Origin of the sequence: Parabacteroides sp. PH5-46 (genome assembly GCF_029892785.1) — a bacterium.
Lineage (GTDB): Bacteria > Bacteroidota > Bacteroidia > Bacteroidales > Tannerellaceae > DFXE01.
Genome location: NZ_JARXXA010000004.1, coordinates 305,026 through 326,758, shown reverse-complemented (window position 1 = coordinate 326,758; position 21,733 = coordinate 305,026). Strand labels below are relative to the sequence as shown.

The following is a 21,733-nucleotide window of genomic DNA, read 5'->3' as shown; positions in this document are numbered from 1 at the left end:
TTTTACAATGAAGAAAAAAGAAGACAAAAAATCGATCATTGAGCAAATCAGCTCTTTTATTAAAAAGACGATTTACTTTGTTACTTATGATATCTGGCGCATTACAGCCAATGAAGTAAGCGGACTGAAGAGTGTTTACATCAATGCGATCAAGACCATTATCCTGGCCATCCGTGGGTTTCAGACCGAAAACCTGCAAACAAAAGCTTCTGCCCTCACCTACAGCACTCTGCTGGCTATCATTCCCCTTTTGGCAGTAATCGTGGGAATAGCCAAAGGCTTCGGATTCCAGGGAGTTGTATACCAGGAACTGATGAACTATTTTCCCGGACATGAAGTAGAGATAAACAAGGCTCTCGAATTTGTAGAAAGTTACCTTTCACAGGCACAGGGAGGCGTATTTATTGGGGTGGGACTTATCCTGTTGTTCTATACTGTTATCAACCTGATTTCGTCTATCGAAGACGCTTTCAATGCCATCTGGCAGGTTCCCAAATCCCGTCCGTGGCGACGCAAAATAGTGAGTTATATGGCGCTATTCCTTATGCTGCCTATACTGATGACAGTTTCCGGTGGTTTTTCTATCCTGATCTCTACTTTGCAAAATACGTTTCTGAGCGAGTATGTGTTCTTTACACCTGTTGTAGAGTCTGTTATATCCTTCGTCCCCTTTATTATCGCTACCATCGTATTTACGATTATTTACATATTGCTTCCGAATACGAAAGTACATTTTCTGAATGCATTAGTACCGGGAGCAATCGCCGGATTCGCCTTTCAGATTTTTCAGATGATCTATATTACAGGGATGATATGGGTAAGTAAATACAACGCTATCTACGGGAGCTTTGCAGCCCTACCCTTATTGCTGCTCTGGCTACAATTATCATGGCTGATCTGTCTGTTTGGAGCCGAGTTGTCTTATTCGTCACAAAATGTAAAGAAATTCAGCTTTGAACGGGATAGCCACAACATCAGCCGCAGGTACAAAGACTTCCTTACTTTGCTGATTGCTTCCCTGATCGTTAAACGCTTTATGAAGGGGGAAAAGCCATATACAGCTGACGAACTGTCAGACTCTTACCAGATACCCCTCGGTATCACTTCACAGATTCTATACCTTCTGACAGAACTGGATATCATTATTGAAGTGAACTATGGCGACGATGACAGGATACGCTACTACCAGCCAGCCATCGACATCAATCAGATCAGCGTAGGCTATCTGTTCTCCAAAATGGACGAACATGGCTCCGAAAACTTCAAGATAGACACTGCCAGCCTATTTAACAAAGAATGGGAAGCCCTCTTGAAGACAAGAAAAGACATGCTCAGTACCAATGACAAAGTACTCCTAAAAGATTTATAAGTCAGTATTTATTATAACTGATTACCTGTTCCGTTTCTTTCCGCTTTTTGGGGCGATCCGCTTGTGTAGAATAACCAATAATGACATCAAGTAGAATCCGCTTGCCGGAAGGAATATCCAGTAACTTACGCATCTTATCTTCGTCAAACCAGCCCAGGATACAACTGCCCAGTCCCTCGTCTTCGGCAGCCAGGCAGATATGAGCTGCAGCGATACCTATATCTACCCAGGCGAAGTTCTTATCCTTCACCCATCCGCCAAAGCCGGAGGTAAGGTTTACTTTCTCTTCTACAATGACGATATGTACAGGAGCTTGCTTGGTAAAATGATTCAGCCCCAGCAGACGGGTAGAAGTAGCATCCGCCACCTTGTTTTTCAGTTCCAGTTCGTCTACTACAATAAAGTGCCAGGGCTGGGCATTACAGGCCGAAGGCGACATTCTTGCCGCTTCCAGAATCCGCTCCAGCTTTTCCCTTTCAACAGGCCTCGAAGCATCAAACGCCCGGTCACTCTGCCTCTGCAAAGCTAATGACAAGAAATCATCCATTTTTATTTGTTTAAACGTAGAATATTAACTGTTAATCGTTAAATGTTAACATCTTACTAATATACTTCCCTACAATATCAAACTCCAGATTTACAACTGTTCCTTTCTCTATCTGTCCAAAATTCGTCATGTCGTGTGTAAAAGGAATGATAGCCACCTGGAAGCTGTTGTTCTGCGAGTTAACGACCGTAAGGCTTACTCCGTTTACACAAACAGAGCCCTTTTCAACCGTCATATATCCCTGCTGAGCCATTTTCTTATTAAACTCGTATTCAAAGGTGTAATACCAGCTTCCGTCTGCCTCGTCTACCTTGGTGCAGACAGCCGTTTGGTCTACATGTCCCTGCACGATATGCCCGTCCAGGCGTCCGTTCATCAGCATACTACGCTCCAGGTTCACCCTATCCCCTACTTTCAATAAGCCCAGGTTTGAACGCTCCAGCGTTTCCTTGATAGCCGTCACCGTATACGTATCGCCTTCAATCCGCACAACTGTCAGACACACACCATTATGTGACACACTTTGATCAATCTTCAATTCATTCACAAACGAACAACTCATCATCAGATGAACATTCCCCTTATCCTGCTCTATAGCCACCACCCGGGCAGCTTCCTCTACTATACCTGAAAACATATTCTTGTTGTTTTAATTATTTTTCCGGATGTAAAGATACGGATTATTTGTCGTACTGTCCCGTACTATTGTCGCACTATTGTCGCACTATTATGATATATAAAAAATGTAGAGACAAGGAAATGCCTTGTCTCTACGATACGATAATTACAATATTACGAATGTAATTCTATTCTTTTATTTCTTAGCCTGTTCCAATTGCAACGTCTTGGTGGGTTCGTCGCATACGGAGGATGGGCCGAAATACTGGATGGGGCCTGGGTATACGTAATCGGTTTTTAGTGCCCAGGTGTCGCGGTTGGCAGCGAATTCTTTGAAGGGCGCACCGTTTAGTTTTACCAAAGCTTTTTGTATAACGGGTTTCATGTGTCCGTGACGTTTTTCCATGTTCAACATCATAGTAACAGGGATACCTCCGGCAATCCATTTGTCGGCAGAAGCTGTTGTATTGCGGACAGAAGAAATATAACCGGTTTTGCCGGCAGCAATCAGGCATGAAGCAGTATAACCCAATGAATAGCAATAGTCTGCGTCATAGTTTGACGGAGCTGCGCAACGACCTTCATAACCGAAGAAATGCACCTGGCTTGAGAAAGGTAGTTTCTTCTCGCCTGCTGCATATTTACCTGAAGCAAACCATTCTGTCAAGCGGGTTGTAACCATTTCTGCCAACAGTTTTTCTGTCTCAATCAGTGACACCTGTACGTTTCCGTGAGAGTCTCTGTCTAATGACAGCTGACGGGCGATTCCTTCAGGAAGGCTGGCATACAGATCCGAATTATCTTTCGTCAGCTTGGCAATGATATAGTTACGTTGTTCCGAACGTTTGATCAGTTTGAATTCGGCAGCATTTTTAGCCAGGAAGTCGTTCAGTTCGGCAATCAGACGTTTCATAGCCGGGATAAACTCTACCAAACCTTCTGGAATCAGTACAGTTCCGAAGTTCTGTCCTTGCTCAAAACGCTTGGCTACTACTTCGCAAATCTGGTTCACCACGTCGTCCAGAGTCATATTCATTTCCTCTACTTCTTCCGAAATGATACATACGTTGGGATGTGTCTGTAGAGCACATTCCAGGGCGATGTGAGAAGCCGAACGTCCCATCAGCTTGATAAAGTGCCAATATTTACGGGCAGAGTTACAGTCGCGCTGAATGTTACCAATCACTTCCGAATATACCTTACAAGCTGTGTCAAAGCCAAATGAGGTTTCGATCTGCTCGTTTTTCAAGTCGCCGTCAATGGTTTTCGGACAACCGATTACCTGTACTCCGGCATTTATTTCTTTGTAATATTCAGCTAATACGCAGGCATTTGTGTTTGAATCGTCACCACCAATGATAACTAAAGCTTTAATATCCAGCTGTTTCAATATTTCAAGACCTTTGTCGAACTGTTCCTTTGTTTCCAGTTTATCACGGCCTGATCCGATCATGTCAAAACCGCCTGTATTGCGGTATTCTTCAATGATATCGGCTGTCAGCTCCATATAGTTATGCTTGATCAAGCCTCCGGGACCCAGGATAAATCCGTACAAGCGGGAATCCTTATTTATAGCTTTGATACCGTCAAACAGACCGGCTATCACATTGTGTCCCCCCGGAGCCTGTCCACCAGACAGGATTACGCCCACATTCATAGCTGGTTGGCTTTTCTTTTCAGCCGACTTTTCAAATGTAATTACAGGCATTCCATAGGTATGCGGAAACAATTTTTTAATATCTTCCTGATCGGCCACAGACTGAGTATATTCACCATCAACGGCGTTTACAGAGCCCTTTAATGCAGCAGGTACTTTAGGTTTGTACTTTGCTCTTTCAATTTGTAATGCACTTTTAGTCATTTCAATTCAAATTTATATGATTATTGATCTAAATACCTCATAAAGTTTTTAGGCGGTGCAAATATCGCATTTTTTATTCAAAAATGAAAGACAATAATCAATATATATATGTGGTAAGGGGTATGGGGTTAGTTGTAAGAGGAATTACATTAAATTTGAAATCCCACAGTTGTTGAATATGAGTTCAACAACTGTGGGACGTTTAATATTCTATTTCTTACTAAATTTGTATATAGCAAACGTGTAAGGTTCCAATTCGGTATTGTACACGTTGCCTTCGATTGTTATAGTTGATTCTTGCGGTGCGATAGCCTGCGGATTTTCGAGGGTATTGTCGGCATTAATATCGGCTGCACGGAGTTTGATGCATGTACCACCGGTCAACACCTCTTTTTTATTCATTCCTGCAAAGTTCAGGGTGATAGGCTGAGCCTTGTCGGTTGTATTTACCACCTTTACGATATACGAGCTGTTGCTCGCTTCCCAAACTGCGCTGGCAAACAAACCGTTTTGTCCTTCGGCACCGGTTACGTTTTTCTTATCCATATCCATAGTGAGCGTAAGGGCATTGCTTCCTTTGTTGGTAGCAAAAAGCTGCTGTACAAGGTAGCTCGATGTGCGTACACTGTTTAGATTGTCGAACCAAATCATATCGGGACGCCACTGCCAGCCCTCTACGTGAGCAAACAACGGAGCATACGTAGCCATGTGTACGATATCGGCATTGCGTTCAAGTCCGGTCATAAAGGCCGCTTCAAGCAGCGCTGCGTGGAAATGATTCCATTTCTTACCCTTACCGTGACAAGCATATTCACCGGCAAATACCTTCGGGCCTTTGCGGTCGTAGTTGTCGTAGCGTGCGCCCTGACTCAAGAACCAGCTTTCGGGACGATAGAAATGTTCGTCTACCAAGTCGGCTTTCAGGCGTTTCATCTCCGGCCACAGGTAATCGAACTGATCGCCTTCGGAGTTCGGACCCGAGCTACCGATAATTTTCATATCGGGGTAGGCCTTACGGATAGCTTTGATAAAAGGTTCGAGATGTTCGGGATATTCGGGTCCCCACTGCTCGTTTCCAATACCGATAAACTTCAGGTTGAACGGAGCTGGATGTCCCATTTCGGCACGCACCTTACCCCAGGTGGTCGATGCATCGCCATTGGCAAATTCAATCAGGTCGAGCGCATCTTGCACGTAACTATCCAAGTCGCACAAGGCCACGTGAGCCGAAGCATCTTCGTTTTGGAACTGGCAAGCCAGTCCGCAGCTCAATACCGGCAGCGGTTCGGCACCAATCTCTTCAGAGAGCAAGAAGAACTCATAGAATCCCATGCCATAGCTTTGGAAATAGTCGGGATAGAAGCGATGCGGGAACGTGTAGTGCCAACGATTTTCGTTGAGCGGACGGTTCTCTACCGGTCCTACGGTTTTCTTCCAGTCGTAACGCGTTTCGAGGTCAGTACCCTCTACGATACACCCACCGGGGAATCGGAACACACCGGGTTTGATATCTGCCAAGTCCTGCGCCAAATCCTTACGCAATCCGTTTTCGTGTCCCTTCCAAGTATCTACAGGGAAAAGCGAAACATGTTCCAGGTCTACTGTTGTAGGCGAGTCTAAGAAGATACGCAAGATAGACTTCGGTTCGGTCTTTTCGGCTTTCAGGATCACTTGATATTTCTTCCACTCCTTCGAGTCGATCACCAAGTTTTGTGTAGCAAAAGCGTGCTGTTCGCCCATGCTGTTGGGTTTCACCAGCTCTACGCGTATTTTGGAAGCCGTGCCCCCTTCTGGAAGGCGTGCCCACACGGTAAAGCGATATGCTGCATTGTTTTTGATACCGATGCCAAAGAAGCCTTCGTTTTCGATACCCGTACGTTTGTGTTCGTGACCCGGATCGGCCAGGCGTACGTAGTGTGGATTGCGTTCGAAGGGTCCATCGTTCTGCAAGGATACCTTACCGAATGTTTTCCATCCCATAAGGTTTTGTGGAAATTCAAAGGAGCGGTTTTTAACGAGTTCGGCGTAGAGTCCGCCATCGGCTCCGTAGTTGATGTCTTCGAAGAACAGTCCGTACATGGTGGGCTGGATTTCAGCACCAAGCTTTTTGGTTTGAATAACTAATTCGTTGGTTTGGCCGTGGATCGACAGGGTGGTCGATAGGGCCAGGGCAGCGAATAGGGTTTTGTTGATTCTCATAATATTGATGTTGATATTGATGTTTAATGTGTTATTCTGTAGTGAAAATTATTTTACTCTTTTTCCCCATACGGAACGACCTTTCTTGTCCAGTCCGGTAAAGAGAATGGTTTCTTTCTCGTTTTCCCAATCTTGTCCTGCAAAGATAAGAAGTTCATCTATATCTTCTCCATTTAGAACCATTTTCAGGGTCTGATTTTCGGTCATAAAGGACCAAGATTCGTTTAAATTGGTTTTTCCATCGGCGGTAAGGGTGATACGTGAAGAGCGGTTCCACTCTTCCTCTAACAATTCGCCCTCGCCCCAAAGGATTTGTCCAGCTTCGAGGTTACGCTCATGAGGCGGTTCTAAGACACGGATTACCTCCCACTCGCCCGGCAAATCTTGCTCGCTAAAACGACGTTCGGGCGTACCCGCATAGCGTTCGGGCGATACTATCGGCCAGCCTTCGGAAGTGAAGAACATTTCGCGCAAGTGCAACACCATCATTAGGTTCTGTGGCGAAAGACGTGCCTGATGGAAAATGAAATAACGTCCGTCGTCTGTACGCAGGGCACCATTGTGTGCCGTACCTGCCCATCCGGGATGATTCTCGAACTGATAGGGCGCCGTAAGGATCGGGAAATTGTTTGTAGTATCCTTCAGATCCTGTCCGAAGAAGTCGGTAAACGGACCCTCGGGCGAGTTGGAACGTCCCACACGGATGTTGTAGGTCGTCATCAACGGATCGTAGGAGCCAAACAAGTAGTATTGTTTGAGTTCGGGGTTATAGATAATCTCGGGTGCTTCCAGGTTGTCCTTCTTATAATTGGCTCGGCGCGCTACCAGGTGTCCCTGATCGCCTGCCGTCATAGGCAAGCCTGTTTCGGGGTTGAGTTCCAAGCAGAAAAGTCCACCAAAATACGAACCATAGTGCATCCACCACTTTCCATTATCGGGGTCTACAATAACACTCGGGTCGATAGCGTTCATCACACTCTCGTTATTGGTCTTTACCACCGCTCCTTTCAGCTCCCACGGTCCTTCGGGAGAGGAAGATTCGGCCAGTCCGATATACGAGGTCTTGCGTCCGAAAGCCGATACACAGTAATAAAGGCGGTAGGTGTCTCCGTGATTAATAATATAAGGTGCCCAGATGTTTCCGGCTCCTCGCCCATCGGCATGTTCCTTTACCCACTGCACAGCCTCTTGTGGAATTTCGGGGAAGGCCCAGCCTACAAACTCCCAGTTCACGAGGTCTTTGGAGCGGCGCACTTGAATGTATCCCATAGGTACTCCCTTCTCTTCGGCTGCTTTCTTATTTTCTTTAAAAATGGCATCAGTAGAATACATATAGTAGTACTCGCCAAACTTTTTGCAGGCAGGATCGTGTACATTGTACGTTCCCCACTGTTTATAGTTTTCCATACCGGACAGGGAACTGTAATCGTCCTGCCAAGGGTTTGTTGAGGGTTGGGGGGTAAACGCTGCAGGCGGATTGCATGCGAGTAGCAGGCAAAGGGACAAGGCGGATGCAGCAAGCAATTTTCTATCCATGGTATTATATTTTTTCGCAAAAATACGCCCTAAGCCTGCCACATAGGTGGACGAAAGTGCAATTATGGTGGACAAAACGATTTGGCGAGAAAAAGTACAAGTGGATTTTTTGCGTAATATAAATTATGATATAACTTTGTTTTCATCTTAACCTAATGCGATGAATAGAAGAACCTACGTACTACTCTTTTTGCTGTGCCTCGTTTGGCAAGCCGGATATATCGCTGCGCAAGAATCCTTCTCCGGTCGATACAACATTACGTATGTAACGATGAATAATGGACTTCCACACAACTTTATTGACGATATTTACAAAGACTCCGAAGGTTTTTTATGGGTGTCGACAGCGGGGGGCGGACTGGCACGCTACGATGGGTATGAATTTCTGCTCTATAACACCAACACCACACGCGTGAAACTGAAGAGTAACTTTATTATAGCGGTGTGCGAAGATAATTTCGGAAGGCTCTGGGCCATTTCGGAAGGAGGAATAAACATTATCGACCTCAACACCCTGCAAGAAATTACACTACACGATACAAGTGAGGAGCTTTACTCCTTTATCGACCAATCGGCCTCTGCCATACTGAAAGATAGCCGGGGCGATATCTGGACCTGCTGCGGAAAGACCTTGCGCAAGATTACGTTCGATACCGAGGGAAATATAGACCGGATTTATGTGCTGCCACCTACTGAATCGGACTTTCAGTCGGTTGTACTACACGATATAGATCAAGACGGGAACATCTGGGCAAATATGGGACAAGATGTGTATAAGATTTACACCTCGGACAATAACACCCTACGCGCTACTGCTGCCATACAGGACTTTAAGTTTGAACCCGGCACCATCTGCTACACGTTCTGCATCAAAGAGAATGAGGTGTGGATGGGAACCAACAACGGACTCTTTCGGTATAGCAAGAACGAGAACATCATGAAACTGTACACGTATGATCCAAACAATAAACGGTCGATTTCGCAGAACTACATTACCAACCTGGCGATTACGAGCGACAAGCAATTAATTATCAGCACTCTTAGAGGACTAAATGTGTACAACCCCATATCGGACGATTTTGAACAAATAACCCAAGACGAAAAGATATCGAGCAATGGCAACCAACTGAACTCGAACTTTCTGAACTGCATATTGATAGATGGCGATGTGATTTGGCTGGGTAGCGAAACAGGAGGTATCAATAAGATGACTCCGCGCAGACTGCCTATTCGCAACTATACATATAATAAGGAGAACCCGTATAGTATTTCTAAGAATCCGGTGAATGCCGTTTACGAAGATGCACACGGTACCTTGTGGGTAGGAACGGTGGAGGGAGGACTCAATAGGAAGCTAAAGAATAGCGAACGGTTTACGCATTACATGGCCGACGGACCTACACGCATTAGTCACAATTCGGTAAGTGCGCTCACCTCGGACCACCTAAACCGACTTTGGGTAGGGAGCTGGGGGAGTGGAATTACGTTGCTCGATTTGCAGCATCCCGAACGACCCGCCATTAAATACCTATCTGCCAAAACACATCCGGATTTTACGATCGATTTTATCGGAGCACTCTGCTACGACCCCATAAACAAAGGGATTTGGATTGGTGCAAACCCGGGGTTATTCTTTTACGACTTGCAGACCGACAAGCTACACTCTCCCCTACCGAATGGTATCTCGGAGAAGATCTATGGAGCTATCGGAACACTGATTGACACGAAAGGACGACTCTGGATGGGGTCTATGGATGGGGCATATATTATTGATCTGCACTCGAACAACGACCATGCGTTTACGTATCGCTACCTGAAGTATAAACTCGACAAGCCAGAATCGCCATTGATCGAGAAGATTAGCTGCTTTTACCAATCGGCCGAAGGTACGATATGGGTGGGTAGCAACGGAAATGGTATGTATAAGTATATTGAGGAGGAAGGAAACGAACGGTTTGTGTCCTACACTATGGAGCAAGGGTTGATAAATAACAGTGTGCGGGGCATACTGGAAGATGGACAAGGACGCTTATGGATTAGTACCAACAACGGACTCTCTTGTTTCGACCTTTCGACGCAGCGTTTCATTAATTACACCCAAGAGGATGGTTTATTGAGCAATCAGTTCTACTGGAACGCACATTGCTGCTCGGCAAATGGGTTGCTCTATTTTGGTAGTCTGAATGGGTTGACTGCCGTAGATGCCAACAAGCAGCAATCGTCTACCGTGCAACCCAACGTTCGGCTCACCAAGCTATACGTAATGAACGAAGAGATCTATCCCGACGGGAAATATATTGATGATAACATCTCGTGCGCCAAGGTGCTACACCTACACGAAAAGGACAAATCGTTTTCGCTCGAATTTTCTGCACTGAACTATAGCACACAGGCGGCCATTTATAAATATCGCCTGCTGGGTTTCGACGATCAGTGGGTCGAGACTCCTGCCAATCGGCGCTTTGCCAACTATACCAATCTGAAGCATGGCAACTATGTATTTCAGGTGATGTACGTGGCCGAGGGGGAGACGATGGATACGTTGGTGACGGAGCTATCGGTTATCGTCAGCCCATTTTTTTACAAAAGGGCGTGGTTTGTACTGTTGATGATTACGTTGGTGATATGCAGTGCGTTGTACATTTACCACCGACGAATTCGCACACTGAAAGAGCAGAAGGAATTGTTGCACCGTACGGTGGAGGAACGGACGAAAGAGTTGGCAAGGCAGAATGAGATACTGACCGAGCAGAACGATAAAATAACCAAGCAAAAGGCGCAGCTTATTAAGATGTCGAAAAAGGTGCAGGAGCTAACGGTAGATAAGCTGTCGTTCTTTACCAACATCACCCACGAGTTCCGAACCCCGATTACGCTGATTATCGGCCCGATAGAACGAGCATTGAAGTTGAGCCACAACCCGCAAGTGATTGAACAATTGAACTTTGTGGAGCGAAATTCGAAATACCTCCTCTCGCTGGTGAATCAGTTGATGGACTTCCGCAAGGTGGAGTCGGGCAAATTGGAGATAAATAAGACGAAAAGTAACTTCCTGAAGTTTGTGGATTCGATTGTATCACCGTTTATTGTCTTTGCGCAGGAGCGAAATATCACCATCGAATCGTACCATAGACTAGGCGATCCAGAGATTTTGTTCGACCAAGATGCGATGCAGAAGGTGATTACAAACTTGCTCTCTAATGCGATTAAGTTTACGCCAGACGGTGGTAAAGTGCGGGTGTACATCGCCTCGCTAAGAGATAAAGCGCAGGAGAAGGAGCATTTGTATATCAGTATAAAGGATACGGGAACGGGCATTCCGGAGGAAGACCTGACGAAGATATTCAACCGCTTCTACCAATCGGCCAATGGCACGAAGTTTCCAATATACGGACAAAGTGGTACGGGCATCGGCTTGTACTTATCAAAGCGCATTGTACAGATGCACGGCGGAGCCATTAAAGCACAGAACAACCGTACGGTGGGGGCTTCGTTCTGTATGAGTTTGCCGCTATCGCGCGAAGAGAGCGCTCCACCTGTAAACACAGCCATTTCTCACCCGGTTGTTCTTCCGGAAACGCCAGACTTTGTCCCTTCTCACTTCTCGCCCAACCGGTTGACTATATTGATTGTGGAGGACAATCGAGATATGCGCAGTTATATACGCTCGATTTTGTCAGAACAGTACAACATACTGGAAGCAGAGAATGGTAGCGAAGCACTAAGCATTCTTTCTACTTGCAATGTAGATTTCATCATCAGCGACTTGATGATGCCGGTGATGGATGGTATTGAGCTGTCGCGTAGGGTAAAAGAAAACTTCGCCATTTCGCACATTCCTTTCCTAATGCTTACAGCCAAGACTTCGCAAGAGTCGCGCATGGAGAGTTATCGTACAGGGGTTGACGAGTATCTACTAAAACCATTCAACGAAGAGTTATTGCTTACACGCATATCGAATATCCTGGAGAACCGTAAACGGTATCAACGGCAGTTCGCACTCCAAATGGATGTTAGCGCGTTGAATATCGAAGAGGAATCGAGCGATAAGAAGTTCTTGGACAAAGCCGTTGAAATTATCAAAGCTAATTACAAGAACTCCGCCTACGAATCGGGCGACTTTATCGAAGCTATGGGGGTAAGTAAGAGTCTCCTGAATAAGAAAATGCAGAACCTAACGGGGCAATCCATCGGACAATTCATTCGCAACTACCGCCTGAACATTGCCCGCAAACTGATCGAGAAAAACAAAGTAAACCGCCAAATGAATATTTCGGAAATTGCTTACGAAGTAGGATTCAACGACCCTAAATACTTTACCCGCTGCTTCACCAAACGGTACAACGTTCCGCCAAGCAGCCTTCTTGAAGGGGAGGTAGAAGGAGGTAGAGAGAAGTAGAGGAATACACAAAGAAAAAAACGCCCTTGTACACATTTATCCACTATCAAAATACAATCGTCCACCTGCTATACACATAGTCAGGCTACATTTGCAGGCATAAAGTCATAATAACAAAAACACTTTAGTAATGTCTAATCTATTAAATTAATACCCTTAATATTTTTTAAGATGAGAAAACATTTATTTTTATCTGTAATGCTTAGTCTGTGTACCCTCGGCGGCATGGCGGTGTATCCTACACCTGCAATGGCTACCGTGACACAATCTCCGACTATCAAGGTTCGTGGTCAAGTAGTTGACGACCAAGGTGAACCCCTGCCAGGGGCTACGATCATAGTTAAAAGTGGACAAGGCGGAACCATTACCGACATGGACGGAAACTTCCAATTGGACGTTCCCGGAGACGCTATCCTTTTGATAAGCTATGTGGGATTCAAGGAACGTGAAGTGGCTGTTCGCAATCGTGCCATCATTGAAACCATCCAGTTACAATCAGACAATCTGATGCTTGATCAAGTGGTTGTCGTGGGCTACGGTACACAAAAGAAGTCCGACTTAACCGGTTCTGTTGCCGTAGTAGATGCAGAAGCCTTGAAACTGACATCAAACTCCAACATCTCCACCATGCTCGAAGGTAAGGTTCCCGGAGTGCAAGTAACCTCTGACGGACAGCCCGGTGCCGATCCTACCGTTCGCATCCGTGGTATCGGCTCTTTCGGCAACACCTCTCCTCTGTATGTTATCGACGGTATTCCTATGGGAACTTCTATCCGCGATTTCTCTTCAAACGATATTGAAACCATGCAGGTGTTGAAGGATGCTTCGGCTGCTGCCATCTACGGTTCACGTGCCGCTAATGGTGTGATTATCATCACTACCAAACGCGGACAAAAAGACCAACCGCTAAGAGTGAACTACAATGGATACTTCGGTGTGGATAACATTCCTAATAACGTCTATGATGTAATGAATGCTGACCAATACAGCCAGTACCTGGGTCAGGCGGCCGCAAACTCCAACACTCCGTTACCATCGGGATACGTGCTTGACAGCGGTACCGGAAAATATAAGTTCCAAGATGGCACCAATACGAACTGGTTTGAAGAAGTATTCAAGACGGGTATCCGTCAGAACCACAACGTGAACCTCGCCGGAGGTGGCGCCAATAACACCTATAATATATCATTAGACTATTTCAACCAAAAAGGGACGCTCGAAGGTGCCGGTCCTAACTATGAACGTTACACTGCGCGTGTCAACAACACCATGGATACTAAGTTTATAAAGTTCCAGACCGGCCTCGTTTACTCGCACTCCAACCAAGACAACATGGGCTTGTCGAATGCTTCTGAGTACGTTCAAGGTTTGTATGGCGACGTTACCAACGTGCTGCGCGGCACTTTGCTCATGCAGCCCACCATCAAGGCATATGATTCTGAGACATGGGTGCTTGATAACCTGGTAGGAATCGCCAACAACTATAATTATGACGCTTACGGCTATGGGGTTTACTACGATACCGTACATGGTGACATCTCCGCTTCCAACCCGTTGCTGGTAAATAACCTGCTGCAACGCAATACCCGTGTGGACCGCTTAGTGGCAACCGCATCGGCTGATGTGGATCTCCTCAAGATGATTAGCGTCGATAGCAAAAATCACAAGTTCAACTATAAAGCCAACCTCTCTTACAGCAAAACCCACGCTAAGGACTTCACTTGGATTCCCGCATGGGTGCAAAGTAACCGTGTGTACTTGTCCAAAAGCAACGAACGACTTACCAAAGGGTCACGCGATTATTCGGATGCGTTGATAGAGAACATACTTACTTACGATGGAACAATAGGCAAGCACCACATCAACGTAGTGGCAGGTCAGACTTACGAAGAAGAAAACACCGACCTGCTGACCGGATGGGGCATCAACTTCACTGAGCCTTACTTCCTACAGCTACAGAATGCCGCCGATACCTATTCGGAAAGCTACGAATACAAGCATTCTATCTTGTCTTACATTGGTCGTATCAACTACAATTACGACGACAGATACCTGCTCTCAGCAACTGTGCGCCGCGATGGTAGCTCCCGCCTGTCCAGAAACATCCGTTGGGGCACCTTCCCTTCCATCTCTGCGGGCTGGCGCTTCGACAAAGAGGAATTCTTCCCTTTCGATAGAAATACCGTGAATATGTTCAAACTTCGTGCCAGCTATGGTGAACTCGGTAACGAAAATATCGGTGAGTATATGTATCAGGCTGTTATGTCACGCAACAACATGACTTACAATTTCAATGGTAACGTAGTGAGCGGTTCTGCCGTTTCCACTTTCGTGGACAATAACTTGGCATGGGAGAAAAAGAAGACCTACAATGTGGGTATCGACCTCGCCTTGCTCAGCAACCGCTTAGAGTTTACGGCCGAGTGGTACAAGAATACCAGCGAAGACCTTTTGTATGCTGTTCCTGTTCCGGAACAGGCAGGTGTATCGAACACTACCGTTACGATGAATGCCGCTTCGATGAACAACTCCGGTTTTGAGTTTGCAGCTACCTACCGCAACCGCGACCGCGACTTTAAGTATGAAGTTTCGGCCAACCTCACCACCTTGCGCAACCGTGTGACTTCGTTAGGTTTTGGTACCGACTCTTACATCACCGGAGCTTACATTACCAATGTAGGTCAAGAAATAGGTCAGTTCTACGGCTGGGTTTATGATGGTATTGCCCGCACGCAGGCAGACTTAGACAACCACGCCACTCAAGAGGGTGCCCAGATTGGCGACTGCCTCTATCAGGACGTGAGCGGACCGGACGGTGTACCCGACGGTAAAGTAGACGCCTACGACCAAGTGGTGTTGGGCAGTGGTATGCCTAAGGTTCATTTCGGTCTTAGCGCCCGCTTTGAATACAAGCGTTTTGATTTGAGCATCGCTACTTTCGGCGCATTGAACTACCACGTTAGTGACGACATCTACAACTCGCTTAACTCTTGCTACGGCTGGGGAAACAAAGATGTGGCGATGCTTGATGCCAACCGCTGGAGCGAAGACGGTAGCACTTACCTCTCCAAAGTGCCACGTACTTATGTAACCAACAGCGCTAGCTTGGGTTGGAACGACCTCTTCAGTTCACGCAAGATTCAGAACGCAGCCTACTGGAAGATTGCCAATATAGAATTGGGCTACAATTTCCCTAACGAGTGGTTCGGTAATTATGTATCTGATGTACGTCTCTACGTGTCAGCACAGAATCTTCACACATTCACCGGCTATAAGGGTTATAATGTAGACTATGCGGGAGGAACTTTCACTCCGGGATATAACTTCTGTTCTTATCCTACTGCACGTACTTTCATGTGTGGCGTTCATTTTATATTCTAATCGTTACTATCTGGTACCTAAATATTAAAAACATATCTTATGAAACTATATAAATATTCACTTGCTCTCATTTTGGGACTTAGCACGCTGCTTTCTTGCAGTGACAAGTTGGATCTGTTGAATCCCAACCAGCAAACCTCAAGTACTTTCGGTTTTAATGCCGATGATTTGGAGGAATCCGTGATTGCCGCCTACAACCACATCCGTATGGAGGGTTCTTATGCCCGTGTAGGCTACACCATCGACGTGTGCCGTGGAGATGAAGCCTGGAACTCTTCACAAGTGTGGTATATGCCTTTCGATGACCTTAATGCAGAAGTCACTTCAGACATTACATGGTGGCCTTGGCGGGAATGGTACTACACCATCAACGTATGCAACTTCGCTATTTCCCGTTGTGACGAAGATAACAGCCAGCTTTCTGATAAGATGAAACGCATCAAAGGACAAATGCTTTTCATACGCGCACTGTCGTACTACAACCTGGTAGGTTATTATCAGAATCCACCTCTCATTACGGACTACGACACTTACTCCTCGCTCGAAGGACTTTATGGAAAAAACAGTACCTACGATGAGGTACTCGATCAGATAGAGAAAGATTTCAAGGAATCGATTGAACTACTTCCTTCCCGCGACGAAGGCGGCGAGTGGGCTGGCGGACGTGCCACCTGCGGTGCTGCGGCAGGCTATTATGCCCGCGCCCTCATGATGCGCCAGAAACACAGCGAAGCACTCTCGGTATTGAAAGACATCATCGGTAAGAAGTATGGTTCTTATAGACTGATGAACAACTATGGAGATAATTTCCGTGAAGGTTCGGCCTACGAGAACAACGACGAGAGCCTCTTTGAAGTGCAGTACCTCGACTATGGAGCGCAAGGCACCGACGACGAATGGACTCCGGTGAACACAAGCCCCAATGCCACACAAGGATCGGCCATTGAGAGTAACTTTGCTCCCGGAAACTATGGTGGTTGGGCTGACATCTCAGCTTCACCTTGGCTCTACCATCTTTTTAAAGCAGAACGCACCACGAAAGGAACACTCGACCCTCGTCTTTATTGGACCATCGGAACCTACGAACCCGATTGGTCGGATTTCGAATTTGGTAATGTGGCTTATACGCATACACTTACAGCCACCGACAATATAGTGACCAACAATATTTACGGCGGTCTGCCAATTGCCAAATACACGAATCTCCGTACTGGTCTGTACAGTACTGTCGTTACAGGCTTGCGCAATGGTATCAACCTACGCCTGATGCGTTATTCCGATATACTGCTACGTGCCGCTGAATGCGAAAACGAGGTCAATGGTCCCACGCAGCAGGCTATCGACTGGATCAACGAGGTGCGCAACCGTGCCAATCTGTCCAACTTAAAACTCAGTGATTTCAACAGCGCTGACAAACTCTTCGAACAGATAGCCAATGTGGAACGTCCTAAGGAGTTCGGTTGCGAATTCGGTCGAGGCTTCGACCTTATCCGTTGGGGCTTCTTCTACAGCAAGGACCGCTTGCAGCAACTCAAGGAACACGCCGTGGTACGCCGCTCTACAGAGGGAACAAAGAATCCTGTGAGCTACAGCAATATCTCAACCGATCCTGAACTGAAGAGTTCTTTCGACACCTACTTGCCGGGACACGAATTCCTGCCCATTGTACAGTCGTTGATGAATAACAACCCAAACTTGGAAGGTAATTCAGCTAACTATAGCACGGATAACTCCTCTTATTTCAGCAGCAATGGTTGGAAAGTGCGTCCGGTGGTAGATCTAAGCAAATAAACAAGAATCAATTTTCACTCTTTAAAATTAAAATAATGAGATTATTCAAAAAAATAGCATACGCTTGCTGTACAGTTACCTTCGGGTTGCTGGCATTGACAAGCTGTGAAGGCGGCGAACTTTACGACGTAAACGCTCCCGACTGGATTTCCGATAAGATACAGGAAATTGAAGATTCGAAAAAGGATCCGGAAGAAGAAGTGCTTGAAGGCATGCAGGAAGATATGTACACCTTCGGAAATACGGATTATACCTCTGGCTTTTGGTCTTCCTTCTCCAAGTATTATGTGATACCCGATGGCGAGAAGTGGAATGCTGTGATCAACCTCCACATCAATCCGGGTGACAATACGTATTACAAGAACTTCGCCCTTATCATCACCAACGATGTGGATCGTGGAGATGCAGGATACGCCGAATACGGAGCCATCCGCTTTGACGTGACAGGTAGCCCTGAAACGTACAATTCTCAGTGGGGCGATCATATCGACTTCAAATACATCTCGGGTACGTTGCTTCTCGATCCCGTTGATAATGCAGACCCTAACATACAGAACTTGGGTGGAAAGATCACAATCACCGTTGACCGCAGCAGTGGAAGTGCTTTCCTCGTAAAGATGAGCAACAGCGCAGCCACCAAGACTTACGAGCAACCCTACAAGGAAGTAAATCTGAACGCAAATGCGAGCAACACCAACATCCGCTGCTTCCTGGTTCCCGAAGGTTCTTACATCGACTTCCAGCAGACGAACATTGTTCCTATCGGTGGTCTGACTTCTGCTCAAGACAAAAATCCGGTATCCATGGAACTGCAGAATGTGCCCGATATGGTGAATGTAGGTACTTCGCTCGAAGACGCCATGGCTAATGTCTCTGCCATTGTAACCTTTGATGAGGGAGTGACTAAAACGGTAGAGGCTTCCGAACTCCATTTCTCTGCTATCCCCGATATGGAGCAACTGGGCGTGAAAACGCTTGTCGCCATCTACAACAAGACCTTCAAGGGTGAAAATTGCGAACAACCGATTGTGGCTAATGCTACTTTTGAAGTCGTGGAAAAAATTGTATCCATCGAGGTGACTACCCAGCCCTCGCATACGCAATACTATTATTATACTTCGGTTGCCACCGAGGCTTTGGCAGACCGGACGATGGCCTTCGACCCAACAGGCATGGTGGTTACAGCTACTTACGTAAGCGGAAGCACAAGAGTCGTTGACAACTCGAAACTCAGTTTCTCAGCCGTTCCTGCAAAGAGCGGTAATCAGACCGTTACCATCTCCGCCGGAGATGGAGCCACCGCAACAGTAAAGGTTAGCCTATCCGAGTCAAGATCTTCTAAAGTGACCAACTCAGCCAAGATAGTAGGAGCCGAAGACAACTCATCGGCATTCTGGGGAGCTCACTCAGACGATTTCAAGGTAGCTGTGGGCGAAACTAAATCCATCACCTTCACCAACTACAGCAGTTTGGCCGGAAACTGGAACAACTTCGTAGTGATTCTCCGTAAAGCCGACCTTGCCGAATACGCAGTGGTTCGCGCCGACAACTATGGATGGGGCAATGGATATGCTGCTTGTCTTCCTTACGGAACACAAGGCGACTGGGGAACTTGGCTTGCCGGGATGAATGGAGCCAAAGTAACGGTTTACGTAACCAACTGTGGAAATAGCACTGCCGACATTCACGCAGTGATGGAGGGTACTACAGGTACGACCTCTACCCAGTGCTATTTAGGGATCAATACTGTGGATACCAACGACTTGAACTTCGCGTTGACGGTTGACGGTTCTCATCTCGTTTTCGGTGAATAAGAATATCTAGAATTTCTATATCATCCATGCCGTTTCCTCTGATTTTTAGAAGAAACGGCATGGTTCTTTACATCAAACAAATGAAAAAGCTATTATTCCTCACATTACTCTTGCCGATTCTCTTCGTCTTCGCAGCTTGCTCCGATGGCGGCGACGAGATCGAAAACAACGATGTAACTGTAGAAACTCCGGCAATAACCGCAAGCACAGGCACCTCGCTGACTGTCACTTCGTCGGTCATCGGCAGTAGCAATCAGGTTGTCAAGAAGGGGTTCTGCTACAGTGTCAATACCCAGCATCCAACCATCAAAGACAACAATGTGGATGCCGACCAGAATTTCAGCGCCACGATATCCGGGTTAATGGCCAATACCTCTTACCATATCCGTGCGTATATCTACAATAACAGCCGTTATGCCTACTCGGATGTACTCACGGCAACCACAGAAAGACTAAACCTTGACGAACAGCTCGAAAACTACGTAGCACCCGCCTATGTGGACAACTACGTGGACATAGCCGGCTGGAACCGACGCAATGAATGGAACTTGGCAAACGTACACGATCCCTCGGTAATGAAAGCCGAAGATGGGTATTTCTACATGTATCAAACCGATGCATCGTATGGCAATGCACATACAGCCGGCGGACACTTCCATTGCAGACGTTCCAAAGATCTCGTGAACTGGGAATACTTAGGAGGAGTGATGCCATCACTGCCCACTTGGGTAATTCCGAAGCTGAATGAAATCCGCAGTGGAATGGGATTAAGCCCAGTTTCGCCTAAAAGCGAAGACTTCGGTTACTGGGCACCTTGCGTGCATAAAGTGAGAAACGGGCTTTACCGTATGTACTACTCTATTGTATGCCCCGGCCATTTAGACGGAGCGAACTCTTGGAGCGAACGCGCTTTCATCGGTCTATTGGAGAACTCAAACCCCGCCAACAATGACGGCTGGGAAGATAAGGGTTATGTCATCACCAATGCTTCGGACAAAGGGCTGAACTTCCACATCAAACCCGATAACTGGGCTAACTGTTACTACAAGTGGAACGCCATCGACCCAAGCTACCTGGTAGACAACAATGGGAAACATTACCTGATTTACGGTTCTTGGCACAGCGGTATAGCTGCCTTGGAGGTAAACGCCGAAACAGGGAAACCGCTGAATACACTGCCATCTCCCTGGGGAACCGGCGAAGAGATTGCCGCATATGGTTCATTGATTGCCACCCGAAAAATGGGGGACCGCTGGCAAGGCTCGGAAGGACCGGAGGTTATCTACAATGCCTCCACCGGCTACTATTATCTGTTTGTGGCTTATGACGCATTGGGTGTGCCTTACAACACCCGTGTCTGCCGCTCCAAAAACATCTATGGTCCCTACCTCGGCATAGACGGCACCAACCTGACCGAAACTGGAGGGGAGATGCTACCCGTTGTCACCCACCCCTACAAATTCAACAACAGTTATGGATGGGTAGGAATCTCGCATTGCGCTGTGTTCGACGACGGCAACGGCAACTGGTATTATGCTTCGCAAGGCAGATTCCCCGAAAACGTGGGAGGGAATGCCTATAGCAATGCCCTCATGATGGGACATGTACGTTCCATACGGTGGAACTCCCAAGGCTGGCCGGTTGTAATGCCCGAACGCTACGGAGCAGTTCCTCAAATAGCTATTACGGAAGATGAACTGGTAGGCAACTGGGAACATATCGACCTGTCTTATTCTTATGGAAAACAGAAGGAATCGAGTAATATGACCCTCGCAGCCGACCATACCATTACAGATGGAACCTGGAAAGGGGAAACCTGGAAGTATGATGCAGAAAAGCAAATACTGACAGCCAACGGAGTGGAATTGTGCCTGCAACGTGAAGTAGACTGGGAAGCCAATCCAAGAACACACACCATTGTATATGCCGGATATACTACGGCGAAAACATACTGGGGCAAGAAAAATAAATAAGCCATAACAGAAAACAGAGGCCGTCTTACATGCTGAGATGGCCTCTGTTTTTTTATGATAAGTGATTTCTATATAAGTTGAACGGATATAAAAACAAGCAATTTTCTGACATTTTTAATCGAATTGTCATTTTCTGCTAACAGCAAGTTTACACAAAACGAACAAATTTTATAGTCAATATCGAAACAATATGTTAAATAATTAGTCCATATTAAATATTTTCGTGCATTTTTTACCATAAATGA

The 21,733-nt window shown here is 46.4% G+C and carries 11 protein-coding genes; 6 read left to right on the top strand and 5 right to left on the bottom strand.

Annotated elements, in window-relative coordinates; genetic code table 11:
- The first annotated feature begins 7 nt into the window (after window positions 1–7).
- The gene (locus tag M2470_RS06220; protein WP_280744176.1) at window positions 8–1,369 is read left to right on the top strand and encodes a YihY/virulence factor BrkB family protein; all 1,362 of its coding nucleotides are present in this window, start codon (window positions 8–10) and stop codon (window positions 1,367–1,369) included.
- A gap of 1 nt (window position 1,370) precedes the next feature.
- Here M2470_RS06220 and M2470_RS06215 read toward each other — a convergent pair whose 3' ends face one another.
- The 5 genes from M2470_RS06215 to M2470_RS06195 all read right to left on the bottom strand — a co-directional run bounded on the left by M2470_RS06215 (window position 1,371) and on the right by M2470_RS06195 (window position 8,130).
- Window positions 1,371–1,916, bottom strand: a complete 546-nt coding sequence (locus M2470_RS06215; protein ID WP_280744175.1) for a nitroreductase family protein — start codon at window positions 1,914–1,916, stop codon at window positions 1,371–1,373.
- Window positions 1,917–1,947: 31 nt separating this feature from the next.
- On the bottom strand, window positions 1,948–2,553 hold the full coding sequence (locus tag M2470_RS06210) for a riboflavin synthase (RefSeq protein WP_280744174.1): 606 nt from the start codon (window positions 2,551–2,553) through the stop codon (window positions 1,948–1,950).
- 177 nt (window positions 2,554–2,730) lie between these two features.
- Window positions 2,731–4,395 (bottom strand): diphosphate--fructose-6-phosphate 1-phosphotransferase, encoded by a 1,665-nt coding sequence (locus tag M2470_RS06205; protein WP_280744173.1) that lies wholly within the window; start codon window positions 4,393–4,395, stop codon window positions 2,731–2,733.
- A gap of 210 nt (window positions 4,396–4,605) precedes the next feature.
- On the bottom strand, window positions 4,606–6,594 hold the full coding sequence (locus tag M2470_RS06200; protein ID WP_280744172.1) for an alpha-L-arabinofuranosidase C-terminal domain-containing protein: 1,989 nt from the start codon (window positions 6,592–6,594) through the stop codon (window positions 4,606–4,608).
- 48 nt (window positions 6,595–6,642) lie between these two features.
- Window positions 6,643–8,130, bottom strand: coding sequence for an arabinan endo-1,5-alpha-L-arabinosidase (locus M2470_RS06195; protein WP_280744171.1), 1,488 nt, complete (start codon window positions 8,128–8,130; stop codon window positions 6,643–6,645).
- A gap of 160 nt (window positions 8,131–8,290) precedes the next feature.
- Between M2470_RS06195 and M2470_RS06190 the strand changes: the two genes are divergently transcribed.
- The 5 genes from M2470_RS06190 to M2470_RS06170 all read left to right on the top strand — a co-directional run bounded on the left by M2470_RS06190 (window position 8,291) and on the right by M2470_RS06170 (window position 21,488).
- Window positions 8,291–12,529 (top strand): two-component regulator propeller domain-containing protein, encoded by a 4,239-nt coding sequence (locus M2470_RS06190; RefSeq protein WP_280744170.1) that lies wholly within the window; start codon window positions 8,291–8,293, stop codon window positions 12,527–12,529.
- A gap of 171 nt (window positions 12,530–12,700) precedes the next feature.
- Window positions 12,701–15,910: a TonB-dependent receptor gene (locus M2470_RS06185; protein ID WP_280744169.1), complete on the top strand. Its 3,210-nt coding sequence runs from the start codon at window positions 12,701–12,703 to the stop codon at window positions 15,908–15,910.
- A gap of 39 nt (window positions 15,911–15,949) precedes the next feature.
- Window positions 15,950–17,701 carry a RagB/SusD family nutrient uptake outer membrane protein gene (locus tag M2470_RS06180; protein WP_280744168.1) on the top strand — a complete coding sequence of 584 codons (1,752 nt, stop codon included), beginning with the start codon at window positions 15,950–15,952 and terminating at the stop codon, window positions 17,699–17,701.
- 35 nt (window positions 17,702–17,736) lie between these two features.
- Window positions 17,737–19,515 carry a bacterial Ig-like domain-containing protein gene (locus M2470_RS06175; protein ID WP_280744167.1) on the top strand — a complete coding sequence of 593 codons (1,779 nt, stop codon included), beginning with the start codon at window positions 17,737–17,739 and terminating at the stop codon, window positions 19,513–19,515.
- A gap of 80 nt (window positions 19,516–19,595) precedes the next feature.
- Entirely contained in the window at window positions 19,596–21,488 is a 1,893-nt protein-coding gene (locus tag M2470_RS06170; RefSeq protein WP_280744166.1) for an arabinan endo-1,5-alpha-L-arabinosidase, read from the top strand.
- Window positions 21,489–21,733: the final 245 nt, after the last annotated feature.